Consider the following 20,140-nt stretch of genomic DNA (forward strand, 5'->3'; position numbering starts at 1 on the left):
TATATATGCAATTGCATCTACTTTGTGATCAACAGAGGAAGCCCCGATGCCATCATCCCTCACCCTGATCAGCCACCATCTCTGCCCCTATGTGCAGCGCGCCGCGATTGCGCTTCATGAAAAGGGCATGCCCTTCCAGCGCGTCTATATCGACCTTGCGAACAAGCCCGGGTGGTTCTTGAAGATCTCGCCTCTCGGCAAGGTGCCGCTGCTGCGCATTGCGCAAGAGGAGGGCGAAGCGATCCTCTTCGAAAGCACGGTGGTCTGCGAATATCTCGAAGAGACGCAGCCGGGCGCGAAGCTGCACCCCGCCGATGCGCTAACCAGGGCACGACACCGCGGCTGGATGGAATTCGGCTCCTCCATCCTTTCCGATCTCTGGGTCTACGAGACCACGCAAGATGGTGACACGCTCGAAGTCAAGCGCAACGTGCTCAAGGCGAAATTCGCGACCGTCGAGGCGGAACTCGGCGATGGACCCTATTTTGCCGGAGTCGGTTTCAGCCTGGTCGATGCCGTCTTCGCGCCGGTCTTCCGCTATTTCGACGTCTTCGACACGATCGCGGAGCAGGGCATCTTCGACGGTCTGCCGCGTGTTGCCAACTGGCGGAAGGCGCTGGCCGCGCGTCCGAGCGTCAAGGCAGCGGTCGGCGACGATTATGCCGCGCGGCTGATGGCATTCCTCGAGAAACACGACGCGGCCTTGTTGAAAACGGGAAAGATCGCGGCCTGAATTGGGGAAACACGGAGCCTTCTGTTTTTGCCGGAAGCGGTCTAAAACCGCATGACACCCGCAGGAAGAAGAACAGGAGCTGCCATGAACGCCCCCCTCCAGTCGGCCAGAAATCCCGTCGATGCCGCCAAGCTCGAAAAACTCGCCGAGGTCGCCATCAAGGTCGGCCTGCAATTGCAGCGCGGCCAGGACCTGTTGATGACCGCGCCGATCGCCGCCCTGCCGCTCGTGCGTCTCATCACCAGGCATGCCTACAAGGCCGGCGCCGGGCTGGTAACGACCTTCTATGCCGACGAGGAGGCGACGCTTGCCCGCTACGCCCATGCGCCGGACGAGAGCTTCGACCGGGCAAGCGACTGGCTCTACGAGGGCATGGCGAAGGCCTTCGCAGGCGGCGCGGCTCGTCTGGCGATCGCCGGCGACAACCCGATGCTGCTGTCGTCCGAGGACCCGCAAAAAGTGGCCCGCGCGAACCGGGCGAATTCGATCGCCTACAAGCCGGCGCTCGAAAAGATCTCCAACTTCGACATCAACTGGAACATCGTCTCCTATCCGAACCCGTCCTGGGCGAAGCAGGTGTTTTCCGACGATCCCGAAGCGATCGCCGTCGAGAAACTGGCCAACGCCATCTTCGCCGCCTCCCGCGTCGACGCCGACGACCCGATCGCCGCCTGGGCGGAGCACAACGCCAATCTCCGCCGGCGCTCGGCCTGGCTGAACGAGGAGCGCTTTTCTGCGCTGCATTTCAGCGGCCCGGGCACCGACCTGACGGTCGGCCTCGCCGACGGCCACGAATGGCACGGCGGCGCTTCGACCGCGAAGAACGGCATCACCTGCAACCCGAACATCCCGACCGAGGAGGTGTTTACGACGCCGCATGCGTTGCGTGTCGAGGGGCATGTGTCGAGCACCAAGCCGCTGTCGCACCAGGGCACCTTGATCGACAATATCGAGGTGCGCTTCGAAGGGGGGCGCATCGTCGAGGCCAGGGCCTCGCGCGGCGAGGAAGTGCTGAAGAAGGTGCTCGACACCGACGAGGGTGCCCGCCGGCTCGGCGAAGTGGCGCTGGTGCCGCATTCCTCGCCGATCTCAGCCTCCGGCATCCTCTTCTACAACACGCTCTTCGACGAGAACGCCTCATGCCACATCGCGCTTGGCCAGTGCTATTCGAAGTGCTTCCTGAACGGCGCCAGCCTCAGCCAGGAGCAGGTCCGCGCCCAGGGCGGCAATTCGAGCCTCATCCATATCGACTGGATGATCGGCTCCGGCAGGGTCGACATTGATGGCGTGCGCGCCGACGGCGCCCATGTGCCGGTGATGCGCCAGGGCGAGTGGGCTTAAGTCCATGTAAGTCTTGCGCTGGCACCCGACTACACCCCCCTCTGCCCTGCCGGGCATCTCCCCCACAAGGGGGAGATTGGCAAGCGGTGATGCATCGCTCGACTTGCTACTCTCGACTTTTCGCTGCGGCTTCGGCAACGCCAAACGTTCCGGTCGGGCAAGACATTGCGCCGAGCCGATCTCCCTCCTTGTGGGGGAGATGCCCGGCAGGGCAGAGGGGGGTGATGAAGGCCGCCTCAGCTCACATGTCCAGCCATCGAAGGATGGCTCTGAGCGCGGCGATGCCCCTGCATAGTTCGATTGCTATGTCCTAAGGGATGCGGCGCGCCGCGCCATCTGGGCACGCTGACTCATCCAGACGCTCACGAACACGACGGCGATCCCGAACACTTGCACCGCCGTCAACTGCTGGCCAAGCACGCCCCAGCCAAGCAGAATCGCTACAACCGGGCTCAGGAAGCCGAGCGGCGAGATCTGGGACGGCTCGAGCCGCGACAATCCGCGGAACCATAGAAGATAGGTGAAGGCGGCGCCGATCAGGCCGAGATAGGCGAAACCCATCAGGTTGGAGGCGGTGAGCGACGGCAGGGAGGGCTCGAAGAAGAGTGCCGCGGGCACGAGGAGAAGCCCGCCGGCCGCCAGTTGCCAGGCGGTGAAGGTGAGCGGCGAGACAGGCGGGGCCCAATGCCGGCTCAGCACCGTGCCGAAGGCCATGGAGACCGCGCCGGCGAGGCCAGCCGCGACGCCGAGCGGATCGAGTGCCGCCCCGGGCGTCAGCACCAGAAGCGCCACCCCGGCAATGCCGGCGATGCCGGCAACGACGCTCAGCGCCTTGACCGGCGAACCCAGCACGACACGCGACAGCATGATGACGATCAGCGGCTGGATGGCGCCGACGGTCGCGGCGACGCCGCCGGGAAGGCGGTAGGCCGAGACGAACAGCATCGCCCAGAAGAAGGAGAAATTGAGCGCGCCGAGCAGAAAGCTGCGCGGCCACCAGATGCCCTTCGGCATCTGCCGGACGACGAGCAGCAACAGGAGGCCGGCAGGCAGCGCTCTCAGCATCGCTACCGTCAGCGGGTAGCCGGCCGGCAGGAATTCGGTGGTAACCAGATAGGTACTTCCCCAAATTGCCGGGGCTATGGCGGTGAAGGCAAGGTCCAAGTTTTGCTTCTTCATTATCTTCATCTCAAGTGACTTGATATCAAGATACATTAGCGGAATTTATCTTGACGTCAAGATGCTAGGCGTTTAGAGCCATGACGAAGGCGCGGAGCGGCTCCGCTTATCGGGCAACGGCCAAAAAATGAAGCAAAGCGATACGGACCACGTGGACAAGATCCTGGCACAGTGGCGCCGGGAGCGGCCTGAGCTGGACATCTCCGCCATGGGTCCGCTGGGGCGCTTGGCGCGGCTCAGGGCCCATGTCGCCAGGGAACAGGAAACGGTCTTTGCCGAACACGACCTCACATCGGCAAGCTTCGACGTGCTGGCGACGCTCCGCCGTTCCGGCCCGCCGTTTCAGCTTTCGCCCGGCGAACTGCTTGCGGCGACAATGGTGACCTCCGGCACCATGACCAACCGCATCGACCAACTCGAAAGAGCAGGCCTCGTCGAGCGGCTGGATAATCCCGAAGACAGGCGCGGGGTGATCATCGCGTTGACGCCAGAGGGCTTGAAGCGCATCGATGCCGCTGTCGCCGCCCACGTCGCCAACCAGCAGCGCCTGATCGCAAGCCTCGCGCCCGAGGAGCGGGAAGCGCTCGACGCGCTGCTCAGGAAATTCCTCGCGACCTTCGAATGAGCTGATCAGATGCGGCTCATCAGAGCGCGCACACGCTCGAGATGATGCTTACGCTTCGCCTCCGTCGCGCGGTCCATGTCGTGGAGGCTAATCATCCGGAAATCGACATCCTTGCTGCAGAAGGCGGCGATGCCGCGCTTGAGCAGACGGCGCACAGGATCGCCCATATAGAGACGCACCACCCACCAGGGTGAGCCCGTGGTCGTCAGCGCCCAGAAGAGCCTGATGTTCGTGAGCCGCGGGACGATGCGTCCGCCCGCCGGATCGTGTTCGAAGGCCACGCCCGGCGCGAAGACGCGGTCGAAGAAGCCCTTAAGGATCGCCGGGAAATTGAACCACCATTGCGGAAAGACGAGCACGAGGCCTTCCGCCGCCTTCAACCGCTCGATCCAGCCGGCGACGTCGGAGGCGTCATAGCGCTCGGCAAAATAGCTGCCGCGCTCGGCAAAATAGCTGCCGCGCTCGGCAATCGTCAGCCGCGGATCGAAGCCTTCGCGATAGAGATCGAGCAGATCGACGCGGTGGCCGCGGCCCTCCAAGGTCTCCTTGGCGGCGCGGGCGACGCTCGCCGCAAAACTGTCCTCGAGCGGATGGGCGAGCACCATCAGAATTCGCATCGCGCCGCCCTTCCTAGATCATTTCATCGTTTCATTGAAACGGTGAAATGATCCAACTCTTTGAAATTACGCAATTCCGGGCGGAAAACCGTTACACACTTTTCCTGGAATTGCTCTAGAACAGGCTGCCCTGCTTCGTCGGCTCTGCCGGCCGCGCCGGCCGTTTCTTCGGCGATGGCGGCGGGGAGGCGCCCTCCTCGCCGGCGACGGCGGAGACGCGGCCGTCGGCGAATTCGAGCGACAGCGTCATGCCCGCCGTCACTGCCGCCGCCTGCTTCACCGGATTGTCGGCCGCATCACGCACCAGCGCAAAGCCGCGCTGCAGGACGTTGCGATAGGAAAGCGACTGCAGCACGCGGTCCTGCGCCGCGAGCGCGCCCTTCAGCCGGCGCATCTCGGCGGCGATCGCTCCATCGGCGCGCGCGCTCAAGCCCGAGACACGGTCCGAGGCGCGGTGGATCTGGCTGACCAGGCGCGACGGCAGCGCCCGAAGCGATGCGTCGGCGGCGGAAACGCGCGCCTGCCGGCGGTCGAGCTGGCGCTCGACGCAGCGCTCGGCCTTGTTCATTGCCTCGAGAAGATGCCGGCGTTGCTCGCGGATCTTCGTTGTCAGCAGTTCCGGTCGCAAATGGGCGGCGATGCGCTCGAAGCTGCGGCGCTTGTTGGCGGTGTTCATCTGTAACCCGCGGCCGAGCCCGGCGGCGGCCTCGTCGAAGCGCCTCCTTGGCAGCGCCAGCAACTGGTCGAGCGACGGCAGCGCCCGGGCGAGCGCCCGCAGCGCATGGCGCCGATGATCCATCTGCCGTGTCGCGGCCGCCTGCAGCCGGGCAGAAAGATTGGCGAGTTGCGCCTCGAGATCGGCCTTCACCGGCACGGCCATCTCGGCCGCACCGGTCGGCGTCGGTGCCCGCTGGTCCGAGGCATGGTCGATCAGCGTCCAGTCGGTCTCGTGCCCGACGGCCGAGATCAGCGGGATGCCGGAGGCCGCCGCGGCGCGCACGACTGCTTCGTCGTTGAAGCACCAGAGGTCCTCGAGACTGCCGCCGCCGCGCGCGACGATCAGCACGTCCGGACGCGGAATGGGTCCGCCGACGTCGAGCGCGTTGAAGCCCCGGATGGCGGCCTCGATCTCGTCGCTCGCCCCGTCACCCTGCACGCGCACCGGCCAGACGACGACATGGACCGGGAAGCGATCGGCGATCCGGTGCAGGATGTCGCGGATGACGGCGCCCGTTGGAGAGGTGACGACGCCGATCACCTTCGGCATGAAGGGCAGCGGCCGCTTTCGCGCCGCATCGAACAGTCCCTCTGCGGCGAGCTTGCGCTTGCGCTCCTCGAGGAGCGCCATCAGCGCGCCGGCGCCCGCGGGCTCCAGCGAGTCGATGACGATCTGGTATTTCGACGAGCCGGGGAAGGTCGTGACGCGACCGATCGCGATCACCTCCATCCCCTCCTCCGGCCGGAATTTCAGCCGCGAGAAGGTACCCTTCCAGATCACCGCCTCGATCCGGGCGCGATCGTCCTTCAGCGCGAAATAGGCGTGGCCAGAGGAATGCGGCCCGCGATAGCCGGAGATCTCGCCGCGCACCCGCACATGCTCGAAGGCCTGCTCGAGCGTGCGCTTGATCGAGCCGGACAGCTCCGACACCGAATATTCGGCGACATTGGACGGAGAATCGGAATCGAAAAACGAAGTCATGCGCCCTTTGTAGCCGACCGGGCGCCGAAGATCAGCAGGCACGCGCGCCTATCTACGGTTTTTCTGGCGAGGTCGCCTTCTCGAAAAAGCGCCGCGTCGCCTCGTCCGCCGGAAAGAAGGATTCGATCAGCACGCCCTCCACCAGCGCGTCCTGGGTCGAACCGAAGGTCGACAGCGTCGTGATGAAGCGCAGTTCCGTATTGCCGACACGCAGTTCGATCGGCAGCACCGGCAAACGATCCGTAGCGGGATAGCTGTCAAGCGCCTTGGCGACCGCCGGATCGGCGGCGAGCCGGTCAAGCCGGCGCTGCAGCAGACTGCGCGGCCCCTGCAGCCAGGCCTCCGTCCGGACCCGCTGGACAAGGTCGGCGGCTGCAGCCTCCCAATTCACGACGAGGCGACGGACGCTCTCGGTGCCGAGGAAAGCGTCGAGGAAATTCTCGCCCGGCCCGAACGGCACATCGGCCGCCTCGGCGAGCGCTGCAAGGGCCGGATTGGCCATTAGTACGCTGTACTGATGATCGAGGACGAGGCCCGGGTACGGGTCGTGCCGGTCGAGCATCAAACGGATCGCGCCGGCGATGGCGGCCGGCATCGCGTCGAGACCGGAGGCAGGACGCGTCGTCATGCGCGGCCGATAGCCGGCCGCGGAAAAGAGCGAGCCCTGGTCGCGCGCCGGGATATCGAGCACCGAGGCGAGTCTGAGGATCATCCCCTCGGTCGGCCGCGACCGCCCGGTCTCGAGAAAGGAAAGATGCCGGGTGGAAATGCCCGCCGCGGTCGCGAGATCCAGCTGGCTCATGCGGCGATGACCACGCCATTCCTTCAACTGACTGCCGAATCCCATGCCACTCTCCTCGCTGCGCGGCAAGAATGGGCCGAACACAACGGGAAATCCATTACCTCAGAGGTAATTGGTTTGATGACCGCATCAGGCCAGCATCGCATCATCGATAACCGAAGGAGATCGACATGCTCGCCCTTTCCCACCGTTCGCTTCTCAACAAGGCATTCATTGCCGACGGCATCGTCTCGCTCGTCGCCGGCACGGTTTTGATCGTCGACGCCGCACCATTGGCGGCGCTGCTCGGCGCCGTTGTGGCGCCGATGGTTATCGGCGCGCTCGGCGTGGGCCTCCTGCTCTGGGGTGCTTTCCACTTGGTCTCGGCAAGAAAAGAAGGGCCGAGCCCGCTGGCTGCCCGGATCAGCATTGCCGGTGACATCCTCTGGCAGGTTGCCAGTCTCGCCATTCTCGCGCTCGCCTATGCGTCGCTGACGGCAATCGGCATCGGATTGATCGTCGCGGCGATGATCGGCGTCGCCGACTTTCTCCTCCTGAAACTGAAAGGTGCCGCCCAGGCGGGCATGCGACCGGCAGCTTAGCGTCCAGCCAACGAATGCGACGGTCCGCGTTTGGCGGACCGTCTTTCGATTCGCCTCAGACCGTTTCCCAGCCATCCTTCTCGCTGGCCCGGTAGATCGCGTCGATGAACTTCTGGTTGAGGCGCGAGCTTTCCAGCGTCACGACCTCTTCCGTCTCGCCCTTCGCCGCACGCGCAAAGGCTTCCGCCTCGAGCTTGTACTGGCGCGCATCCTGGAAGCGGAAAAGCTGCGACTGGGCGTGGTTCTGGTTGGTGAGTTCCACTTCCTCGCGGCCGTAGCGATCGGCATTGAAGGGCGATTTTACCTCGATGAAACCCTGGTCGCCATGGAAGACCATGACCTGGCGGGCGGCGAGCTGGGTGGAGATGTAGAAGCTCAGCTCGAAATCACCGAAGTCGGCGCGCACGCTTGAATAGATGTCGGTGCCGAATTCCGGATCGCGGTCCGTATCGGCCTGAACGCGCAACGGCTCCTTGCCGGTGGTGAAGCGCGTTGTGATCGCCGGATAGACGCCGATATCCGGCAGGCCGCCGCCGCCGAGCGCCGGGACGTTGCGCATGTTGCCGGGATCGCGGTTGTAATAGGTAAAGGCGCCCTGGACATGCCTGAGCTTGCCGATCGCGCCCTCGGCAATGAGCGAGCGCACCTTCCGCCAGACGGGGCTGTAGGTGACCATATAGGCTTCCGAAACCAGCACCTTGTTGCGGTCGCGCGCCGCGATCACGGCATCGATTTCCTCGGCCTTCAGCGCCAGCGGCTTTTCGCAAAGCACATGCTTGCCGGCATCGGCTGCCTTGATTGCCCATTCGACATGCTGCGACGTCGGGAGCGGGATATAGACGGCATCGATGACATCCGAGGCGAGCATCTCCTCATAGGAGCCGAAGGCATGCGGCACCGAGAAGCGGTCAGCCATCGCCCGCGCCTTCTCCCGCTCGCGGCTGGCGATTGCCGTGACGACGCAATTCTCGGCGTCCTGAATGGCGGGCACGACGAGTTCGCGGCCGATCCTGGCCGTCGACAGAATTCCGAAGCGCAACATGGGACAGTCTCCTTTTCGAGCGGAACGTGAAGTGAGGCTCTTGACGAGCCCGCATCCTGATAGATTGCTGAGCTCGGAGCGGGACGCGGGCGGAAAATGGCTCGCATTTTTAGCGAGGACCGATCGCGGTACGATTATCCAAATCGCGCGATCAAGCGAACCGACACTATCGCCGAGGTACGTGCCTAGCAAGCGGTGCGCGGATCAGAAATTCGGTGACGAAGGGTGTCATCGCACGGGCTCTGACCTATGTTGTTCCGGCAATCCTCCCGATCGCAGCTTGTTTTCATCCAACCCTGTGGAGCGAAACCATGGAAATGCGCAGACTTGGCCGTACGGGTCTTTCCATTGCCCCGCTGGTCTTCGGTGGCAACGTGTTCGGCTGGACGGCGGACGAGAGAACGTCCTTCGCCCTCCTCGATGCCTTTTTCGATGCAGGCTTCAACGCCGTCGACACGGCGGATGTCTATTCCTCCTGGGTCCCCGGAAACACCGGCGGCGAATCCGAGACGATCATCGGCAGGTGGCTGAGACAATTCGGACGTCCGCGCGACAGGGCGGTGATCATCACCAAGGTAGGCTCCGAACTCGGCCCGGGGCGGAAGGGTCTCTCGCGCCGCTGGATCCTGCAGGCGGTCGAGGACTCACTGAAGCGCCTGCAGACCGACCATATCGACCTTTACCTGGCGCATTGGCCGGATCCGGAAGCCCCCTATGAGGAGACGTTCGCCGCCTATGACACGCTCCTCGCCCAGGGCAAGGTGCGGGCGATCGGCGCCTCGAATCTCGATGCAAGGCAACTCGGCGACGCCCTCGGAGTCGCGAAGGCGAAGAATCTGCCGCGATACGACGTGCTGCAGCCCGAATACAACCTCTACGACCGGGCCGCCTATGATGGGCCGCTGCGCGACCTCTGCATCGCCGAGGAGCTCGGCGTCATCACCTATTTCAGCCTCGCCCGGGGCTTTCTTTCCGGCAAGTACCGCTCGCACACGGATCTCGAAGGCTCGGCGCGCGGCGGCGGCGTCGAAAAATATCTCGACGGTCGCGGCATGCGCATTCTCGGCGTGCTCGACGAGATCGCCGAGGAGACCGGGGCGAAACAGGCGGAGATCGCGCTTGCCTGGATCATCGCCCGCGACGGCGTCACCGCGCCGATCGCCAGCGCCACCAATCTCGATCAGCTGGCAAGCCTCGTGAGGTCGGCGGAAGTCAAGCTCTCGGAGGAGGCGATCCAGCGGCTGAACGATGTGAGCGGATGACGCGCGCGCGAGAAGACCCCTCCCCACCCCCCACAGGTGGGAGGGGCTTAACTTGCCGCGTCCGCCCATGAGAATTTCAACGGTCTATCGAGCCCGGATGTTGCGTATGGCACCGGACGGGGCGACGAGTGCGAGCCCCTCCCACCTGTGGGGAGGGGTTGGGGAGGGCCTTTCGTTACGACTCCCTCACGAGCGCCGGAAACCCGGCGTATAGATCCGCGTGGCTGCCTTCGTGATTGGCCATGCCCGGCTTCGTCAAAAGGCCGCGCGGCTCGGCGAAGCTGCGGATTCTGCGCTGCGGCCGCTCGTGCCATTGGATGTTGAAGGCCCAAAGCTTCGGGAAGAAGCAGAGCGAGGCATAGGGGAGGTGGTCATGGATCCACCAGGCCAGGCTCTGCCAGCCGCCCTCCCCGCGCTCCCGGTCCCAGACCCAGGGGAGGACGATGCAGGCGGTCGCCCCCATGCAGCCGTCCGCGTCGCGCATGTCCCAGATATGGTCAGCCGCCGTTGCGGCATTCGTCGAGCAGTTGAGCTTGTTCCTGTTGCCGAAGTCGTTGACGACGCGGTTGCGATAGGCGGAGCGGATGTGGAGCCGCCCGAAGGTCGCCTGCAGCGGCTCGAGAAGTTCCTCGCAGAGCTTGCGACCAGCCGCGATTGCAAGCTCAGGATCATCCGGGACGTTCGGGATACGGTAGAAATCGGCGATCTCCGAATGCAGGAAATCGCGCAGGAAGAAGTTTTTGGACAGGCGCACGCGGCCGAGATCTTCCAGCGCCTTCATCGACCCGGGTTTCCTCATGCTTCCCCCTCCGCCCGTTCGTCACGTCCTGCTGATCGAAACGCCGCCATCGACCAGCAATGCGGTGCCGGTGACGAAGCTAGCACCCTCGGAGGCGAGGTAAAGCGCGGCCTCGGCAATTTCCGCCGGCTGCGCCATGCGCTTCAGCGCGTGCAGACCTTCGACGAAGCCGCGCGTCTCGGGAGAAGCACCCGGCAGGTTCGCGGCATTGGAGGGCGTGTCGGTGCCGCCAGGCAGCAGTGCATTGACCCGCACCCCGCGCGCTCCGAACTCGACCGCCAAGGATTGCACCAGGCCGATCAGCCCCGCCTTGCTGGCCGCGTAGGCGGCCATACCGGGGAAGCCCGCCGTGTGACCGACGAAGCTCGAGGTGAAGACGAGCGAACCGCCGCCACCCGCAATCATGGCCGGAGCCTGATGTTTGGCGGCGAGAAAGGCGCTGGTCAGGTTGGTGTCGAGCGTTTCGCGCCATCCCTCGGCGGAGAGCGACGAGACCTCGCCCATGGCGCCCAACCCGCCGGCATTGTTGAAGGCGACGTCCAATCCGCCGAAGCGGCTCAGCGCCAGATCGACAAGCGCCTCGTTCAAACCTTCGTCGCGCAGGTCGCCGGCAAGCATTGCCGCTTCACCGCCCTCTTGCGCGATCTCCTCCACGAGTTGCTCGAGAGCCGCGGCACGCCTCGCGGCGATCACCACCTTTGCGCCTTCCCGCGCAAAAAGGGGGGCGGCCGCACGGCCTATTCCCGAACTCGCACCCGTCACGATCGCCACCTTTCCTGCAAGTCTCAGCATTTCATCTTCCTCGCCATTGATATCGACGGATCGAAAATCCCAGACGGTGGCGGCCGCTGCCACCCGATTTCAGCTGAAGCGGAAGCGGCCGCGCTCAAGATCGACGGGAATGAAGGGCGTCCACGCATTTTCCCCGAAGAAAGGAACAAATACCCCTGTCTGATGTTGGTTGGGCGTCACATCGCAACCTCCCCACCGGACAAGGAAGGAAATCGACAAATGCCCAGGGAAAAGACAATGGACGACCTGTTCTACGACGCGCTGAAGGACATCTACTATGCCGAGCGCAAGATCCTGAAGGCTCTTCCAAAGATGGCCCGCGGCGCGCAGGCGCCGGAGCTCAAAGCAGCGTTCGAAAAGCATCGGGAGCAGACGGAAATCCATGTCGAGCGGCTGCAGCAGGTCTTCGAACTGATCGGCAAGCGGGCGCAAGGCAAAACCTGTGAAGCGATCGAGGGGATTATTGCCGAGGGCGAGGAGATCATGGACGAGTTCAAGGGCACGCCAGCCCTCGACGCCGGGCTGATCTCCGCCGCGCAGTCCGTCGAACACTACGAGATTGCTCGCTACGGCACCTTGAAGAGCTGGGCCCAGACCATCGGCCTCAAGGATGCGGTACCGCTTTTCGACGCAACGCTGAAGGAAGAAGTCGTCACCGACCAGGATCTGACGAAGCTTGCGACGGCGAAATCGAACAAGAAAGCCGCCTGATCCGATTCTTGAGCTAGAGCGGGATGCGGGACGGAAAACCGTGCACTCTTTTCTCATCCCGCTCTATTGGCGGCCGGTCGCCGGTCAATCCGCATGCCGGAAGAAATCGATGAAGGCCCTGAGCGCCGGGCGCATCTGCCGGCGGCTTGGATAGTAGAGATAGGGGCCGGCATAGGGCGCACACCAATCCTCGAGCACCCGCAGCAATTTCCCTTCGGCCACATAGCCGCTGACGCGCGGCTCGAAGAGGTAGGCGAGGCCCGCGCCGCCGATCGCCGCCTTGATGATCGGCCGGTCCTCGCCGAGGATCAGCGGACCAGCCACCGCGACCGTGATCTCCTCCCCCTCCTTCTCGAACTCCCAGCGATAGAACGTGCCGTTCGAAAAGCGTCGCCGGATGCAGCGATGCGCTGCTAGGTCGCGCGGATGCAGCGGCCGTGTGAACCGCTCGAAATAGGCGGGCGAGGCGACGACCGCGCTCTTCAAATCCGGGCCGATCTTGACCGCGATCATGTCGGCCTCCAGGCTCTCGCCGAGCCTGATGCCGGCGTCGAAACCCGCCTCGACGATATCGGTGAAGCCGTCCTCATTGGCGATCTCCAGCACGATGTCAGGATAGCGGATGAGAAAGTCGCCGAGCCGCGGGGCGAGAAGCAGATCGGCGGCAAAGCGCGGCGCGGTGATGCGCAGATTACCGGCCGGGCGCTGCCTGGCATCCACCGCCAATTCCAGCGCGTGGGCAATTTCGTCGAGCGCCGGCCGAAGCCGATCGAGGAGGCATCTACCCTCCTCCGTCGCCGCGACGCTACGTGTGGTGCGCGCGAGGAGGCGCACGCCGAGGCTCGCTTCGAGGCTGGCGACGGCGTGGCTGACGGCCGAAGGCGCGATCGCGAGTTCCTTGGCGGCGCCGCGGAAGCTGCCATGGGCGGCAACGGCTGAGAGGACCGCGAGCTGGGAGAGTTGGGTGCGATTCATTGATCGAAATAATAGAACAGCCCGTGAGAATTGGCAGCGATTTTCAGCCGCCGATGCGGAGCGTATCTTTCCCTCGTCGTCGGAGGCGCTGCAGAACCACGCCTCCTCGGTCATCTCTCATTTCGACGCAGCCGCTTTGGTCCCTCCCGCATGACCGCGTCTCCGCGTTGTTCCAGCCGGAAAGGAAATCCTATGAAGACCCGCAAGCTCGGCAATGAACTCACCGTCTCGGCCATCGGCCTCGGCTGCATGGGCATGAGCTTCGCCTATGGCGAGGCGGACGAAGGCGACTCGATCCGAACGCTGCATCGCGCCATCGACCTCGGCGTCACCCTCTTCGACACGGCAGAGGTCTACGGGCCCTATGAGAACGAGAAGCTCCTCGGCCGGGCGTTGAAGGACAGGCGTGACCAGGTGGTGATCGCGACGAAATTCGGCTTCCGTATCGAATCGGGCGTGCCGGCCGCCCAGGCGATCAAGGGCGTCGACGGCCGGCCGGAACATGCGAAGGCGGTGGCAGAAGCCTCGCTCAAGCGGCTGGATACGGATGTCATCGATCTCTACTACCAGCACCGCATCGATCCGGACGTGCCGGTCGAGGACACGGTCGGCGCCATGGCGGAACTCGTGCGCGAGGGCAAGGTTCGGGCAATCGGCCTTTCCGAGGCGAGTGCTGCCACCATCCGTCGCGCCCGCGCCGTCCATCCGATCGCGGCGGTGCAGAGCGAATACTCGCTCTGGTCGCGCGACCCGGAAGACGAAGTGCTTGCCACCTGTCGCGAGCTCGGCATCGGCCTTGTCCCCTATAGCCCGCTCGGGCGCGGCATGCTCACCGGCGCGATCCGCAAGGTCGAAGATCTCGAAGCCGACGATTTCCGGCGCTCGCTGCCGCGCTTCCAGGCGGAGAACTTCGACGCCAATGCCGCGCTGATCGAAAAGCTGCAGAGCCTCGCCAAGGAGAAGGGCGTGACGGCCGCCCAGCTTGCGCTCGCCTGGGTCATCAACCAGGGCGAGGACATCGTGCCGATCCCCGGTGCGCGCAGGCTCGATCATCTGGAGCAGAACATCGCCGCTGTCGATATCGTTCTTTCTGCAGCGGAACGCGCCGAACTCGGCGAGGCGCTGTCCCCCGCACTCGTCGCCGGCAAGCGGTACACCGAGGCATCGCTGGCTCTGACGAACCGCTGAGTGCCGAGTACGGACCACGGGTATCGCAATTCCGTTGTGATACCCTAACTATGAGGTGTCCGCCTCGATTATGACTGGAGCGGCATCGGAGGCGGCTTCGATCACGCGCGAGAGCGTTGCCCTGCCCGCTCCGGAAATGGAGGAACCAGGTATGTCCGATGAACAGGCCATCAGCGCAGTCGTCCATCTCTATGTCGATGGCATGGCTTTCGCCAATGAGGCGGCGCTGCGAAAGGCCTTTCACCCGAGCGCCTCGATCGTGGGCAATTTTCAAGACTCGGTCGAGTGGCTGAGCCGCGACGCCTTCATCGCCGCCGTCGTGGCGGAGGGATCGGCGCCGCCGGAGACGCAGCCGCTGATGGAGGTGGAGATGATCCACATCACCGGCGACGCGGCGAGCGTCAAGGTGATCGACGAATTCGGCGGCTCGCGCTACACGGACTACCTGTCGCTGCTGAAGGTCGACGGGCGTTGGCTGATCGTCAACAAGATCTGGCATCGCCACGCATAATCCGAGTAATTGCCCCCGGAACAGAGACCTTTCAAGGTCGCATTGAAGTCTGCCACGCCCACCTCCTCCCCGTTTGGGTCCCTTGTGAGGTGGGCGGGGCACTACCGAAAGGCGGCCCTCGCTCAAGCCGCATTCCGATCGACTCCGAAGGCGTCCAGACGCTCGCTCTCGTCGATCGCCGTGAACAGTGCCCAGATATGGCCGAACGGATCGATGAGGGCGGCGACGCGGTCGCCGGTCGGCAGGGTCTCGACGGCGTTGCGCAGGCTGGCGCCGGCGCCCATCGCCCGGGCGAGCACGCGATCCACGTCATCGACATGCAGTTCGAGGATCGCTGCGGTCGTGCCGAGCGCATGCGGCGAGCGCGGCCCGCCGAGACGCGGTTCGGCATCGCGGCGCGGATTGGCGCCGGCCACCCGGAAAATCGAGTCGCCGATGCCGAGATCGGCGCTCGTCAGAATGCCGCTCCATTCGTGACGCTGTAAGAGCTCGGCACCGAAAACCTCGCGATAAAAGGCGATTGCCCGCTCCTCGTCCCCGTGCCTGACGAACAGTTTTATGCAGATCTGTCGCGCCATTGCGCCGCCACCGGAAATGGCCATGACATCCTCCCTTGTTCGCTGAGACGGAGCATCTTAGACGACCATGAGAACAAATCAAGAACAAACTACATGCAATCAGAAGGCCCCGGTCAGCTTGCTGGTCTTCAGCAGGATGTTCGTTTCCGTGACGGTGATACCGTCGATCAACCTTATGCGCCGCAAGGTCTCGTCGAAGCTGGCGAGGTCGCGGTCCTCGAGTTCGGCGATGAAGTCCCACCGCCCATTGGTGCTGTGCAGCGCCCGCACCTGCGGCAGACCGCGCAATTGCTCGGCGACGCGATCGGCCATCTTGCCGTGAACCTCGATCATGACGACGGCGCGAACCCCGGAGGCGGGGATCTCTGATCCCGTCCGGATGGTGAAGGCCGCGATTGTTCCATTGGCGACCAGCCGGTCGATGCGCGCGGCAATTGTGGCGCGCGATACGCCGGTCATCGCCGATAGGGTCGAGACCGGGGTTCGAGCATTCTGCCGAAGGGCGCTGATGAGGGCTTGGTCGAGATCGTCCATTCACTGCCACTTTGTCAAATACAGCTTATCATAATGCGAAGTGTAGCCTTCTAATCGGCAGTTTTCCATCTTTTTGCCGTCACAGCTTTTGGCGATAATCCGCATCGACCCTAGGGATTCGAACGGAGAGAAGGCGGACATGAAGACCATCACGTTGATCGGCGCACCCATCGAGGAAGGTTCCGGCCGCCGCGGCGCCGCCATGGGCCCGACGGCGCTTCGGATCGCCGGCATCGACACGGTCCTCGCGGATCTCGGCCATACGGTTCACGATGAAGGCGATCTGCGACCGCTGCCGGCCCGCGACCTCGCGAACCATCCGGGCGCCAACAATCTGCAGATGGTTGCCGCCTTTGCCCGGGCGCTCAACGACACGGTGCACGACACGGCCCGCAAGGGACATTTCCCCATCATTCTCGGCGGCGATCACGCCCTCTCGATGGGCAGTGTCTCGGGCATGGCGCGCCATGCGGACGAAGTCGGCCGGCCGCTCTTCGTGCTCTGGCTCGACGCCCATGCGGACTTCAACTCGCCGTCGACCTCGCCCTCCGGCAACATGCACGGCATGCCGGTCGCCTTCTTCTGCGGCGAGGCGGAGTTCGCACCGATCCTTGAGAAGAACCGGCCGCTCGTCGATCCGAAACGGGTCTACCAGGTCGGTATCCGCTCGGTCGATGCGCGCGAGCGCGAGGAGATCGCCGAGCACGGCGTCAATGTCTACGACATGCGCGCCGTCGACGAGATCGGCATGGCGCATATCATGCGTCAGATCCTCGACGAGGTGCGCGCCGCCAACGGCCTCTTGCATGTAAGCCTCGACGTCGATTTCATGGATCCGGAGTTTGCGCCGGGCGTTGGCACCACGGTGCCGGGCGGCGCCACCTTCCGCGAGGCCCATCTCATCATGGAGATGCTTTGCGACAGCGGCCTCGTCTCCTCGCTCGACGTCGTCGAACTCAACCCGTTCCTCGACGATCGCGGCAAGAGCGCCCGCGTCCTGGTGGAACTGACGGCAAGCCTCTTCGGCCGCCGCATCCTTGACCGTCCGACCCGCAGCGCCTGAGAATAAAACCCGTACCGCCGCCGATCGAGGCGGCGGCCGCAAGACAGAGCGGAGAGCGTTGATGAAGACCACGGCTGCCCTGATCGAGACCGAATCCCGGCTCGGCGCTCACAACTACAAGCCGCTCGACGTCGTGCTGACGCGCGGCGAAGGGGTCTTCGTCTGGGACGTCGAAGGCAACCGCTACCTCGACTGCCTCTCGGCCTATTCGGCCGTCAACCAGGGCCATTGCCACCCGAAGATCTTCAAGGCGATGGTGGAGCAGGCGCAGAAGCTGACGCTCACCTCGCGCGCCTTCCGCAACGACCAGCTCGCTCTCTTTTACGAGGAGGTCGCCGGCCTCACCGGCTCGCACAAGGTGCTGCCGATGAACTCCGGTGCCGAGGCGGTGGAGACGGCGATCAAGGCCGTCCGCAAATGGGGCTACGAGGTGAAGGGCGTCGCCCGCGACCGGGCCGAGATCATCGTCTGCTCCAACAATTTCCATGGCCGCACGATCGGCATTGTCGGCTTCTCCACCGATCCGGATTCGCATGACGGCTTCGGGCCCTTTGCGCCCGGCTTCCAGATCGTCCCCTTCGGCGACATCGACGCCTTTCGGGCGGCGATCAGCGAAAACACTGTCGCCTTTCTGGTCGAGCCGATCCAGGGCGAGGCCGGCGTGATCGTGCCGCCGGTGGGCTATTTCGCGGCGGTGCGCGAGCTCTGCACGCAGCACGGCATCACGCTCGTGCTCGATGAGATCCAGACGGGTCTCGGCCGCACCGGCAGGCTGCTCGCGGAAGAGCACGAGGGCATCGAGGCGGATGTGACGCTGATCGGCAAGGCGCTTTCCGGCGGCTTCTACCCCGTCTCCGCCGTGCTCTCCAATTCGGAGGTGCTCGGCGTCCTGAAACCCGGCCAGCACGGCTCCACTTTCGGCGGCAATCCACTCGCCTGCGCGATCGCCAGGGCTGCGCTGAAGGTGCTGACCGAAGAGGGCATGATCGAGAATTCGGCGCAGATGGGCGAGCGTTTCATGACCGGGCTGACGGACATTCGCTCCAACATGATCAAAGAGGTCCGCGGCCGCGGCCTGATGCTCGCCGTCGAACTCGTGCCCGAGGCCGGCGGCGCCCGCAAATATTGCGAGGCGCTGAAGGAGCGCGGCATTCTCGCCAAGGATACCCATGGCGACACGATCCGCATCGCCCCGCCGCTGGTCATCACCGCCGCTGAGGTAGACTGGGCGCTTGAGCATTTTGCCGCGGTGCTCGCTTCCGTCTGAGTCCGGCCTCGGCGGGGAAGGCCAGCCTTGCAGGGCCTCGCAAAAAGCAAGTCTTAACGAATCCCGGACTAGGATGTCCGCCAAAGCGCAAGGCGGGCTCCCCGCGCATGATGCGGCTTGCGCGTCGCCGGATGTCGTCGGCGGACCTCATCACCGAGTCGCGCCTTACAGGCGCCGACGGCAAGGAGCTTTAAATGACAGGCACGTTGAAAACGGCTGGATTTGACGGCGAGACGCTGGAGATCATCGCATTCCGTCTCCACGACCAGGAGTTCTGCGTCAAGACGACAACGATCCGCGAAATCCGCGGCTGGGCGCCGTCGACGCCGATCCCGCATTCGCCGCCGGAAGTGATCGGCGTCATGAACCTGCGCGGCACGGTGATTCCGATCATCGACCTCGCCCACAAGCTCGGCATGAAATCGACCGTCGCCAATGAGCGTAGCGCCATCGTCGTCGCCGAAGTCCACAACATGGTGATCGGCCTCGTCGTCGACCGCGTCTCGGACATTTTGACGGTGCAGGGCAGCCAGGTGCAGCCGGTACCCGAAGTCACCGCCTCCTTCGACAAGAGTTTCGCCGAAGGCATCATCGCCAACGAAAACGGCATGATCTGCTTCCTCAACCTCGCGCGCATGTTCAAGGAACGCGAGGTCGAGGATCTCGCCGCCTGACATCGGCAAATCCAACCGATCGGGCCGTCTCGCTTATGCGAGGCGGCCCTTTGTTTGGGCTATGCCGCTTCCGGGCGACGAATCTTCGGCGCCGCTTCAAGCACCAGGGGGTTCAGTCCTTCGCCACCGTGCTCGATATGCTCGAACAGCTTGCGGCGCATGCGCGACTCCCAATACTTGTTGATATGCGTCGCCACCCCTTGCGCCGCCTGGTCGGCCGGCTGGCTCTGGAAGAAGGTCGCGATCTGGTTCGCCATATAGATCAGCTTGGCGTTGGGATTTTCAGGCGACATCGGCGACTGCTCCGCTCTCTATGCGCTCGGGATGGGTGAAGATTTCGAATTCGTCGCCGCGCACCAGCGCGACCAGCGTCATGCCGGCCGCCTCCGCCGTGCGGATGGCAAGCGCCGTCGGCGCCGAAATGGCGATGATCACGGGGCTGCCGGCGATCGCCGTCTTCTGCACCATCTCGACGGAGACGCGGGAGGTGACGACGACCGCGCCTTCAGCGCCCTTGAAGCCGGCGCGCGCGGCGGCACCGGTCAGCTTGTCCAGCGCATTGTGGCGGCCGACATCCTCGCGAACCGCGATCAGTCCCCGGCCCGGAACGTAGAAGGCGGCGCCGTGCACGGCGCGGGTCTCGAGGTGCAGTGGCTGCTGGCCGTTGAGCAGGCCGACGGCCTGCACGATATCCTGCTCGGAGAGCCTGAGGGCCGAGCCCGAGACGTCCGGCGTCGCCCGCACGGCCTGCTCGATCGATTCGATGCCGCAGAGGCCACACCCGACGGGCCCGGCCATGTGGCGACGGCGCAGCCGCAGCGCGTCGTTCTGCTCGTCCCTGAGCATGATCTGCAGGTCGATACCCTTGTCCTCGGCAACGACATCGACCGTCTCGATCTGGTCCGGGTCGGTGATGATGCCTTCGGTCAGGCTGAAGCCGACGGCGAAATCCTCGAGATCGGCGGGCGTCGCCATCATCACCGCATGGGTAGAACCGCCATAGGTCAAGGCGATCGCCGTTTCTTCCGGCACGACGCGCGATTGCCGGATCATCGCGCCCGCGCGCCGGGCGGCTTGCGGAACCTTCGCCGTCGTCTTGAACCGGGTCCTGTCGGCCGCGGCGACTGCGGCTGCCGTGGGAGAGGGAGGAAGTCGCTTGTCCGCCAT

Annotated in this window: 23 protein-coding genes; 11 read left to right on the top strand and 12 right to left on the bottom strand. The window is 64.5% G+C overall.

Annotated elements, in window-relative coordinates:
* Positions 1–46 precede the first annotated feature (46 nt).
* Both RHIBR816_RS0103525 and RHIBR816_RS0103530 read left to right on the top strand, forming a co-directional pair.
* Entirely contained in the window at positions 47–733 is a 687-nt protein-coding gene (locus RHIBR816_RS0103525; protein WP_018235158.1) for a glutathione S-transferase family protein, read from the top strand.
* Between the two features lie 84 nt (positions 734–817).
* Entirely contained in the window at positions 818–2,074 is a 1,257-nt protein-coding gene (locus tag RHIBR816_RS0103530) for an aminopeptidase (RefSeq protein ID WP_018235159.1), read from the top strand.
* A gap of 303 nt (positions 2,075–2,377) precedes the next feature.
* Here RHIBR816_RS0103530 and RHIBR816_RS0103535 read toward each other — a convergent pair whose 3' ends face one another.
* Positions 2,378–3,253, bottom strand: coding sequence for an EamA family transporter (locus tag RHIBR816_RS0103535; protein WP_026186607.1), 876 nt, complete (start codon positions 3,251–3,253; stop codon positions 2,378–2,380).
* Between the two features lie 127 nt (positions 3,254–3,380).
* On the opposite strand from RHIBR816_RS0103535, the gene RHIBR816_RS0103540 reads away from it, so the two are divergent.
* Positions 3,381–3,878 (top strand): MarR family winged helix-turn-helix transcriptional regulator, encoded by a 498-nt coding sequence (locus RHIBR816_RS0103540; RefSeq protein ID WP_018235161.1) that lies wholly within the window; start codon positions 3,381–3,383, stop codon positions 3,876–3,878.
* 5 nt (positions 3,879–3,883) lie between these two features.
* Here the strand turns inward: RHIBR816_RS0103540 and RHIBR816_RS0103545 are convergent, their stop codons facing one another.
* From RHIBR816_RS0103545 to RHIBR816_RS0103555, 3 genes are all read right to left on the bottom strand, one after another.
* A complete protein-coding gene (locus RHIBR816_RS0103545) occupies positions 3,884–4,495 on the bottom strand; it encodes an NAD(P)H-dependent oxidoreductase (protein ID WP_018235162.1) in 612 nt (203 codons plus the stop codon).
* A gap of 115 nt (positions 4,496–4,610) precedes the next feature.
* The gene (gene xseA / locus RHIBR816_RS0103550; RefSeq protein ID WP_026186608.1) at positions 4,611–6,194 is read right to left on the bottom strand and encodes an exodeoxyribonuclease VII large subunit; all 1,584 of its coding nucleotides are present in this window, start codon (positions 6,192–6,194) and stop codon (positions 4,611–4,613) included.
* Between the two features lie 52 nt (positions 6,195–6,246).
* The gene (locus tag RHIBR816_RS0103555; RefSeq protein WP_018235164.1) at positions 6,247–7,041 is read right to left on the bottom strand and encodes a helix-turn-helix domain-containing protein; all 795 of its coding nucleotides are present in this window, start codon (positions 7,039–7,041) and stop codon (positions 6,247–6,249) included.
* Positions 7,042–7,166: 125 nt separating this feature from the next.
* Here RHIBR816_RS0103555 and RHIBR816_RS0103560 point away from each other — a divergent pair, with 125 nt between their 5' ends.
* Positions 7,167–7,577 carry a hypothetical protein gene (locus RHIBR816_RS0103560; protein ID WP_018235165.1) on the top strand — a complete coding sequence of 137 codons (411 nt, stop codon included), beginning with the start codon at positions 7,167–7,169 and terminating at the stop codon, positions 7,575–7,577.
* A 55-nt stretch (positions 7,578–7,632) separates the two neighbouring features.
* Here the strand turns inward: RHIBR816_RS0103560 and RHIBR816_RS0103565 are convergent, their stop codons facing one another.
* Positions 7,633–8,619 (bottom strand): Gfo/Idh/MocA family protein, encoded by a 987-nt coding sequence (locus RHIBR816_RS0103565; RefSeq protein ID WP_018235166.1) that lies wholly within the window; start codon positions 8,617–8,619, stop codon positions 7,633–7,635.
* A 311-nt stretch (positions 8,620–8,930) separates the two neighbouring features.
* On the opposite strand from RHIBR816_RS0103565, the gene RHIBR816_RS0103570 reads away from it, so the two are divergent.
* The gene (locus RHIBR816_RS0103570) at positions 8,931–9,881 is read left to right on the top strand and encodes an aldo/keto reductase (protein ID WP_018235167.1); all 951 of its coding nucleotides are present in this window, start codon (positions 8,931–8,933) and stop codon (positions 9,879–9,881) included.
* A gap of 175 nt (positions 9,882–10,056) precedes the next feature.
* Here the strand turns inward: RHIBR816_RS0103570 and RHIBR816_RS0103575 are convergent, their stop codons facing one another.
* Positions 10,057–10,680, bottom strand: a complete 624-nt coding sequence (locus RHIBR816_RS0103575; RefSeq protein WP_026186609.1) for a hypothetical protein — start codon at positions 10,678–10,680, stop codon at positions 10,057–10,059.
* Positions 10,681–10,701: 21 nt separating this feature from the next.
* Positions 10,702–11,472, bottom strand: coding sequence for an SDR family oxidoreductase (locus RHIBR816_RS0103580; RefSeq protein ID WP_026186610.1), 771 nt, complete (start codon positions 11,470–11,472; stop codon positions 10,702–10,704).
* Positions 11,473–11,691: 219 nt separating this feature from the next.
* Between RHIBR816_RS0103580 and RHIBR816_RS0103585 the strand changes: the two genes are divergently transcribed.
* On the top strand, positions 11,692–12,183 hold the full coding sequence (locus RHIBR816_RS0103585; protein ID WP_026186611.1) for a ferritin-like domain-containing protein: 492 nt from the start codon (positions 11,692–11,694) through the stop codon (positions 12,181–12,183).
* A gap of 84 nt (positions 12,184–12,267) precedes the next feature.
* Here RHIBR816_RS0103585 and RHIBR816_RS0103590 read toward each other — a convergent pair whose 3' ends face one another.
* A complete protein-coding gene (locus RHIBR816_RS0103590; RefSeq protein ID WP_026186612.1) occupies positions 12,268–13,158 on the bottom strand; it encodes a LysR family transcriptional regulator in 891 nt (296 codons plus the stop codon).
* 192 nt (positions 13,159–13,350) lie between these two features.
* On the opposite strand from RHIBR816_RS0103590, the gene RHIBR816_RS0103595 reads away from it, so the two are divergent.
* Both RHIBR816_RS0103595 and RHIBR816_RS0103600 read left to right on the top strand, forming a co-directional pair.
* A complete protein-coding gene (locus RHIBR816_RS0103595; protein WP_018235172.1) occupies positions 13,351–14,346 on the top strand; it encodes an aldo/keto reductase in 996 nt (331 codons plus the stop codon).
* A gap of 151 nt (positions 14,347–14,497) precedes the next feature.
* Complete coding sequence (locus RHIBR816_RS0103600) at positions 14,498–14,857, top strand: nuclear transport factor 2 family protein (protein WP_018235173.1); 360 nt, start codon at positions 14,498–14,500, stop codon at positions 14,855–14,857.
* A 122-nt stretch (positions 14,858–14,979) separates the two neighbouring features.
* Here the strand turns inward: RHIBR816_RS0103600 and RHIBR816_RS0103605 are convergent, their stop codons facing one another.
* Complete coding sequence (locus RHIBR816_RS0103605) at positions 14,980–15,459, bottom strand: VOC family protein (RefSeq protein WP_018235174.1); 480 nt, start codon at positions 15,457–15,459, stop codon at positions 14,980–14,982.
* Positions 15,460–15,534: 75 nt separating this feature from the next.
* Entirely contained in the window at positions 15,535–15,969 is a 435-nt protein-coding gene (locus tag RHIBR816_RS0103610) for an Lrp/AsnC family transcriptional regulator (protein WP_018235175.1), read from the bottom strand.
* Between the two features lie 139 nt (positions 15,970–16,108).
* Between RHIBR816_RS0103610 and rocF the strand changes: the two genes are divergently transcribed.
* The 3 genes from rocF to RHIBR816_RS0103635 all read left to right on the top strand — a co-directional run bounded on the left by rocF (position 16,109) and on the right by RHIBR816_RS0103635 (position 18,973).
* On the top strand, positions 16,109–17,032 hold the full coding sequence (gene rocF / locus RHIBR816_RS0103620; RefSeq protein WP_018235177.1) for an arginase: 924 nt from the start codon (positions 16,109–16,111) through the stop codon (positions 17,030–17,032).
* A gap of 61 nt (positions 17,033–17,093) precedes the next feature.
* A complete protein-coding gene (gene rocD, locus RHIBR816_RS0103625; RefSeq protein WP_018235178.1) occupies positions 17,094–18,299 on the top strand; it encodes an ornithine--oxo-acid transaminase in 1,206 nt (401 codons plus the stop codon).
* A 194-nt stretch (positions 18,300–18,493) separates the two neighbouring features.
* On the top strand, positions 18,494–18,973 hold the full coding sequence (locus RHIBR816_RS0103635; RefSeq protein ID WP_014766159.1) for a chemotaxis protein CheW: 480 nt from the start codon (positions 18,494–18,496) through the stop codon (positions 18,971–18,973).
* A gap of 59 nt (positions 18,974–19,032) precedes the next feature.
* On the opposite strand, the gene RHIBR816_RS0103640 is transcribed toward RHIBR816_RS0103635, so the two are convergent.
* Positions 19,033–19,266 carry a formate dehydrogenase subunit delta gene (locus tag RHIBR816_RS0103640; protein WP_018235179.1) on the bottom strand — a complete coding sequence of 78 codons (234 nt, stop codon included), beginning with the start codon at positions 19,264–19,266 and terminating at the stop codon, positions 19,033–19,035.
* Entirely contained in the window at positions 19,256–20,140 is an 885-nt protein-coding gene (fdhD, locus tag RHIBR816_RS0103645) for a formate dehydrogenase accessory sulfurtransferase FdhD (protein ID WP_018235180.1), read from the bottom strand. The genes RHIBR816_RS0103640 and fdhD overlap by 11 nt, the downstream gene beginning before the upstream one ends.

It is taken from the genome of Ensifer sp. BR816, assembly GCF_000378985.1.
In the GTDB taxonomy this organism is placed as follows: domain Bacteria; phylum Pseudomonadota; class Alphaproteobacteria; order Rhizobiales; family Rhizobiaceae; genus Sinorhizobium.

Coding starts and splice junctions, on each gene's coding strand:
- RHIBR816_RS0103560 (WP_018235165.1), top strand. CDS start 7,167: ATGCTCGCCCTTTCCCACCGTTCGCTTCTCAACAAGGCATTCATTGCC.
- RHIBR816_RS0103595 (WP_018235172.1), top strand. CDS start 13,351: ATGAAGACCCGCAAGCTCGGCAATGAACTCACCGTCTCGGCCATCGGC.
- RHIBR816_RS0103605 (WP_018235174.1), bottom strand. CDS start 15,459: ATGGCCATTTCCGGTGGCGGCGCAATGGCGCGACAGATCTGCATAAAA.
- RHIBR816_RS0103565 (WP_018235166.1), bottom strand. CDS start 8,619: ATGTTGCGCTTCGGAATTCTGTCGACGGCCAGGATCGGCCGCGAACTC.
- RHIBR816_RS0103575 (WP_026186609.1), bottom strand. CDS start 10,680: ATGAGGAAACCCGGGTCGATGAAGGCGCTGGAAGATCTCGGCCGCGTG.
- RHIBR816_RS0103535 (WP_026186607.1), bottom strand. CDS start 3,253: ATGAAGAAGCAAAACTTGGACCTTGCCTTCACCGCCATAGCCCCGGCA.
- RHIBR816_RS0103640 (WP_018235179.1), bottom strand. CDS start 19,266: ATGTCGCCTGAAAATCCCAACGCCAAGCTGATCTATATGGCGAACCAG.
- RHIBR816_RS0103545 (WP_018235162.1), bottom strand. CDS start 4,495: ATGCGAATTCTGATGGTGCTCGCCCATCCGCTCGAGGACAGTTTTGCG.
- RHIBR816_RS0103585 (WP_026186611.1), top strand. CDS start 11,692: ATGCCCAGGGAAAAGACAATGGACGACCTGTTCTACGACGCGCTGAAG.
- RHIBR816_RS0103525 (WP_018235158.1), top strand. CDS start 47: ATGCCATCATCCCTCACCCTGATCAGCCACCATCTCTGCCCCTATGTG.
- RHIBR816_RS0103540 (WP_018235161.1), top strand. CDS start 3,381: ATGAAGCAAAGCGATACGGACCACGTGGACAAGATCCTGGCACAGTGG.
- rocF (WP_018235177.1), top strand. CDS start 16,109: ATGAAGACCATCACGTTGATCGGCGCACCCATCGAGGAAGGTTCCGGC.
- RHIBR816_RS0103555 (WP_018235164.1), bottom strand. CDS start 7,041: ATGGGATTCGGCAGTCAGTTGAAGGAATGGCGTGGTCATCGCCGCATG.
- RHIBR816_RS0103570 (WP_018235167.1), top strand. CDS start 8,931: ATGGAAATGCGCAGACTTGGCCGTACGGGTCTTTCCATTGCCCCGCTG.
- RHIBR816_RS0103590 (WP_026186612.1), bottom strand. CDS start 13,158: ATGAATCGCACCCAACTCTCCCAGCTCGCGGTCCTCTCAGCCGTTGCC.
- fdhD (WP_018235180.1), bottom strand. CDS start 20,140: ATGGCGGACAAGCGACTTCCTCCCTCTCCCACGGCAGCCGCAGTCGCC.
- xseA (WP_026186608.1), bottom strand. CDS start 6,194: ATGACTTCGTTTTTCGATTCCGATTCTCCGTCCAATGTCGCCGAATAT.
- rocD (WP_018235178.1), top strand. CDS start 17,094: ATGAAGACCACGGCTGCCCTGATCGAGACCGAATCCCGGCTCGGCGCT.
- RHIBR816_RS0103600 (WP_018235173.1), top strand. CDS start 14,498: ATGTCCGATGAACAGGCCATCAGCGCAGTCGTCCATCTCTATGTCGAT.
- RHIBR816_RS0103580 (WP_026186610.1), bottom strand. CDS start 11,472: ATGCTGAGACTTGCAGGAAAGGTGGCGATCGTGACGGGTGCGAGTTCG.
- RHIBR816_RS0103635 (WP_014766159.1), top strand. CDS start 18,494: ATGACAGGCACGTTGAAAACGGCTGGATTTGACGGCGAGACGCTGGAG.
- RHIBR816_RS0103530 (WP_018235159.1), top strand. CDS start 818: ATGAACGCCCCCCTCCAGTCGGCCAGAAATCCCGTCGATGCCGCCAAG.
- RHIBR816_RS0103610 (WP_018235175.1), bottom strand. CDS start 15,969: ATGGACGATCTCGACCAAGCCCTCATCAGCGCCCTTCGGCAGAATGCT.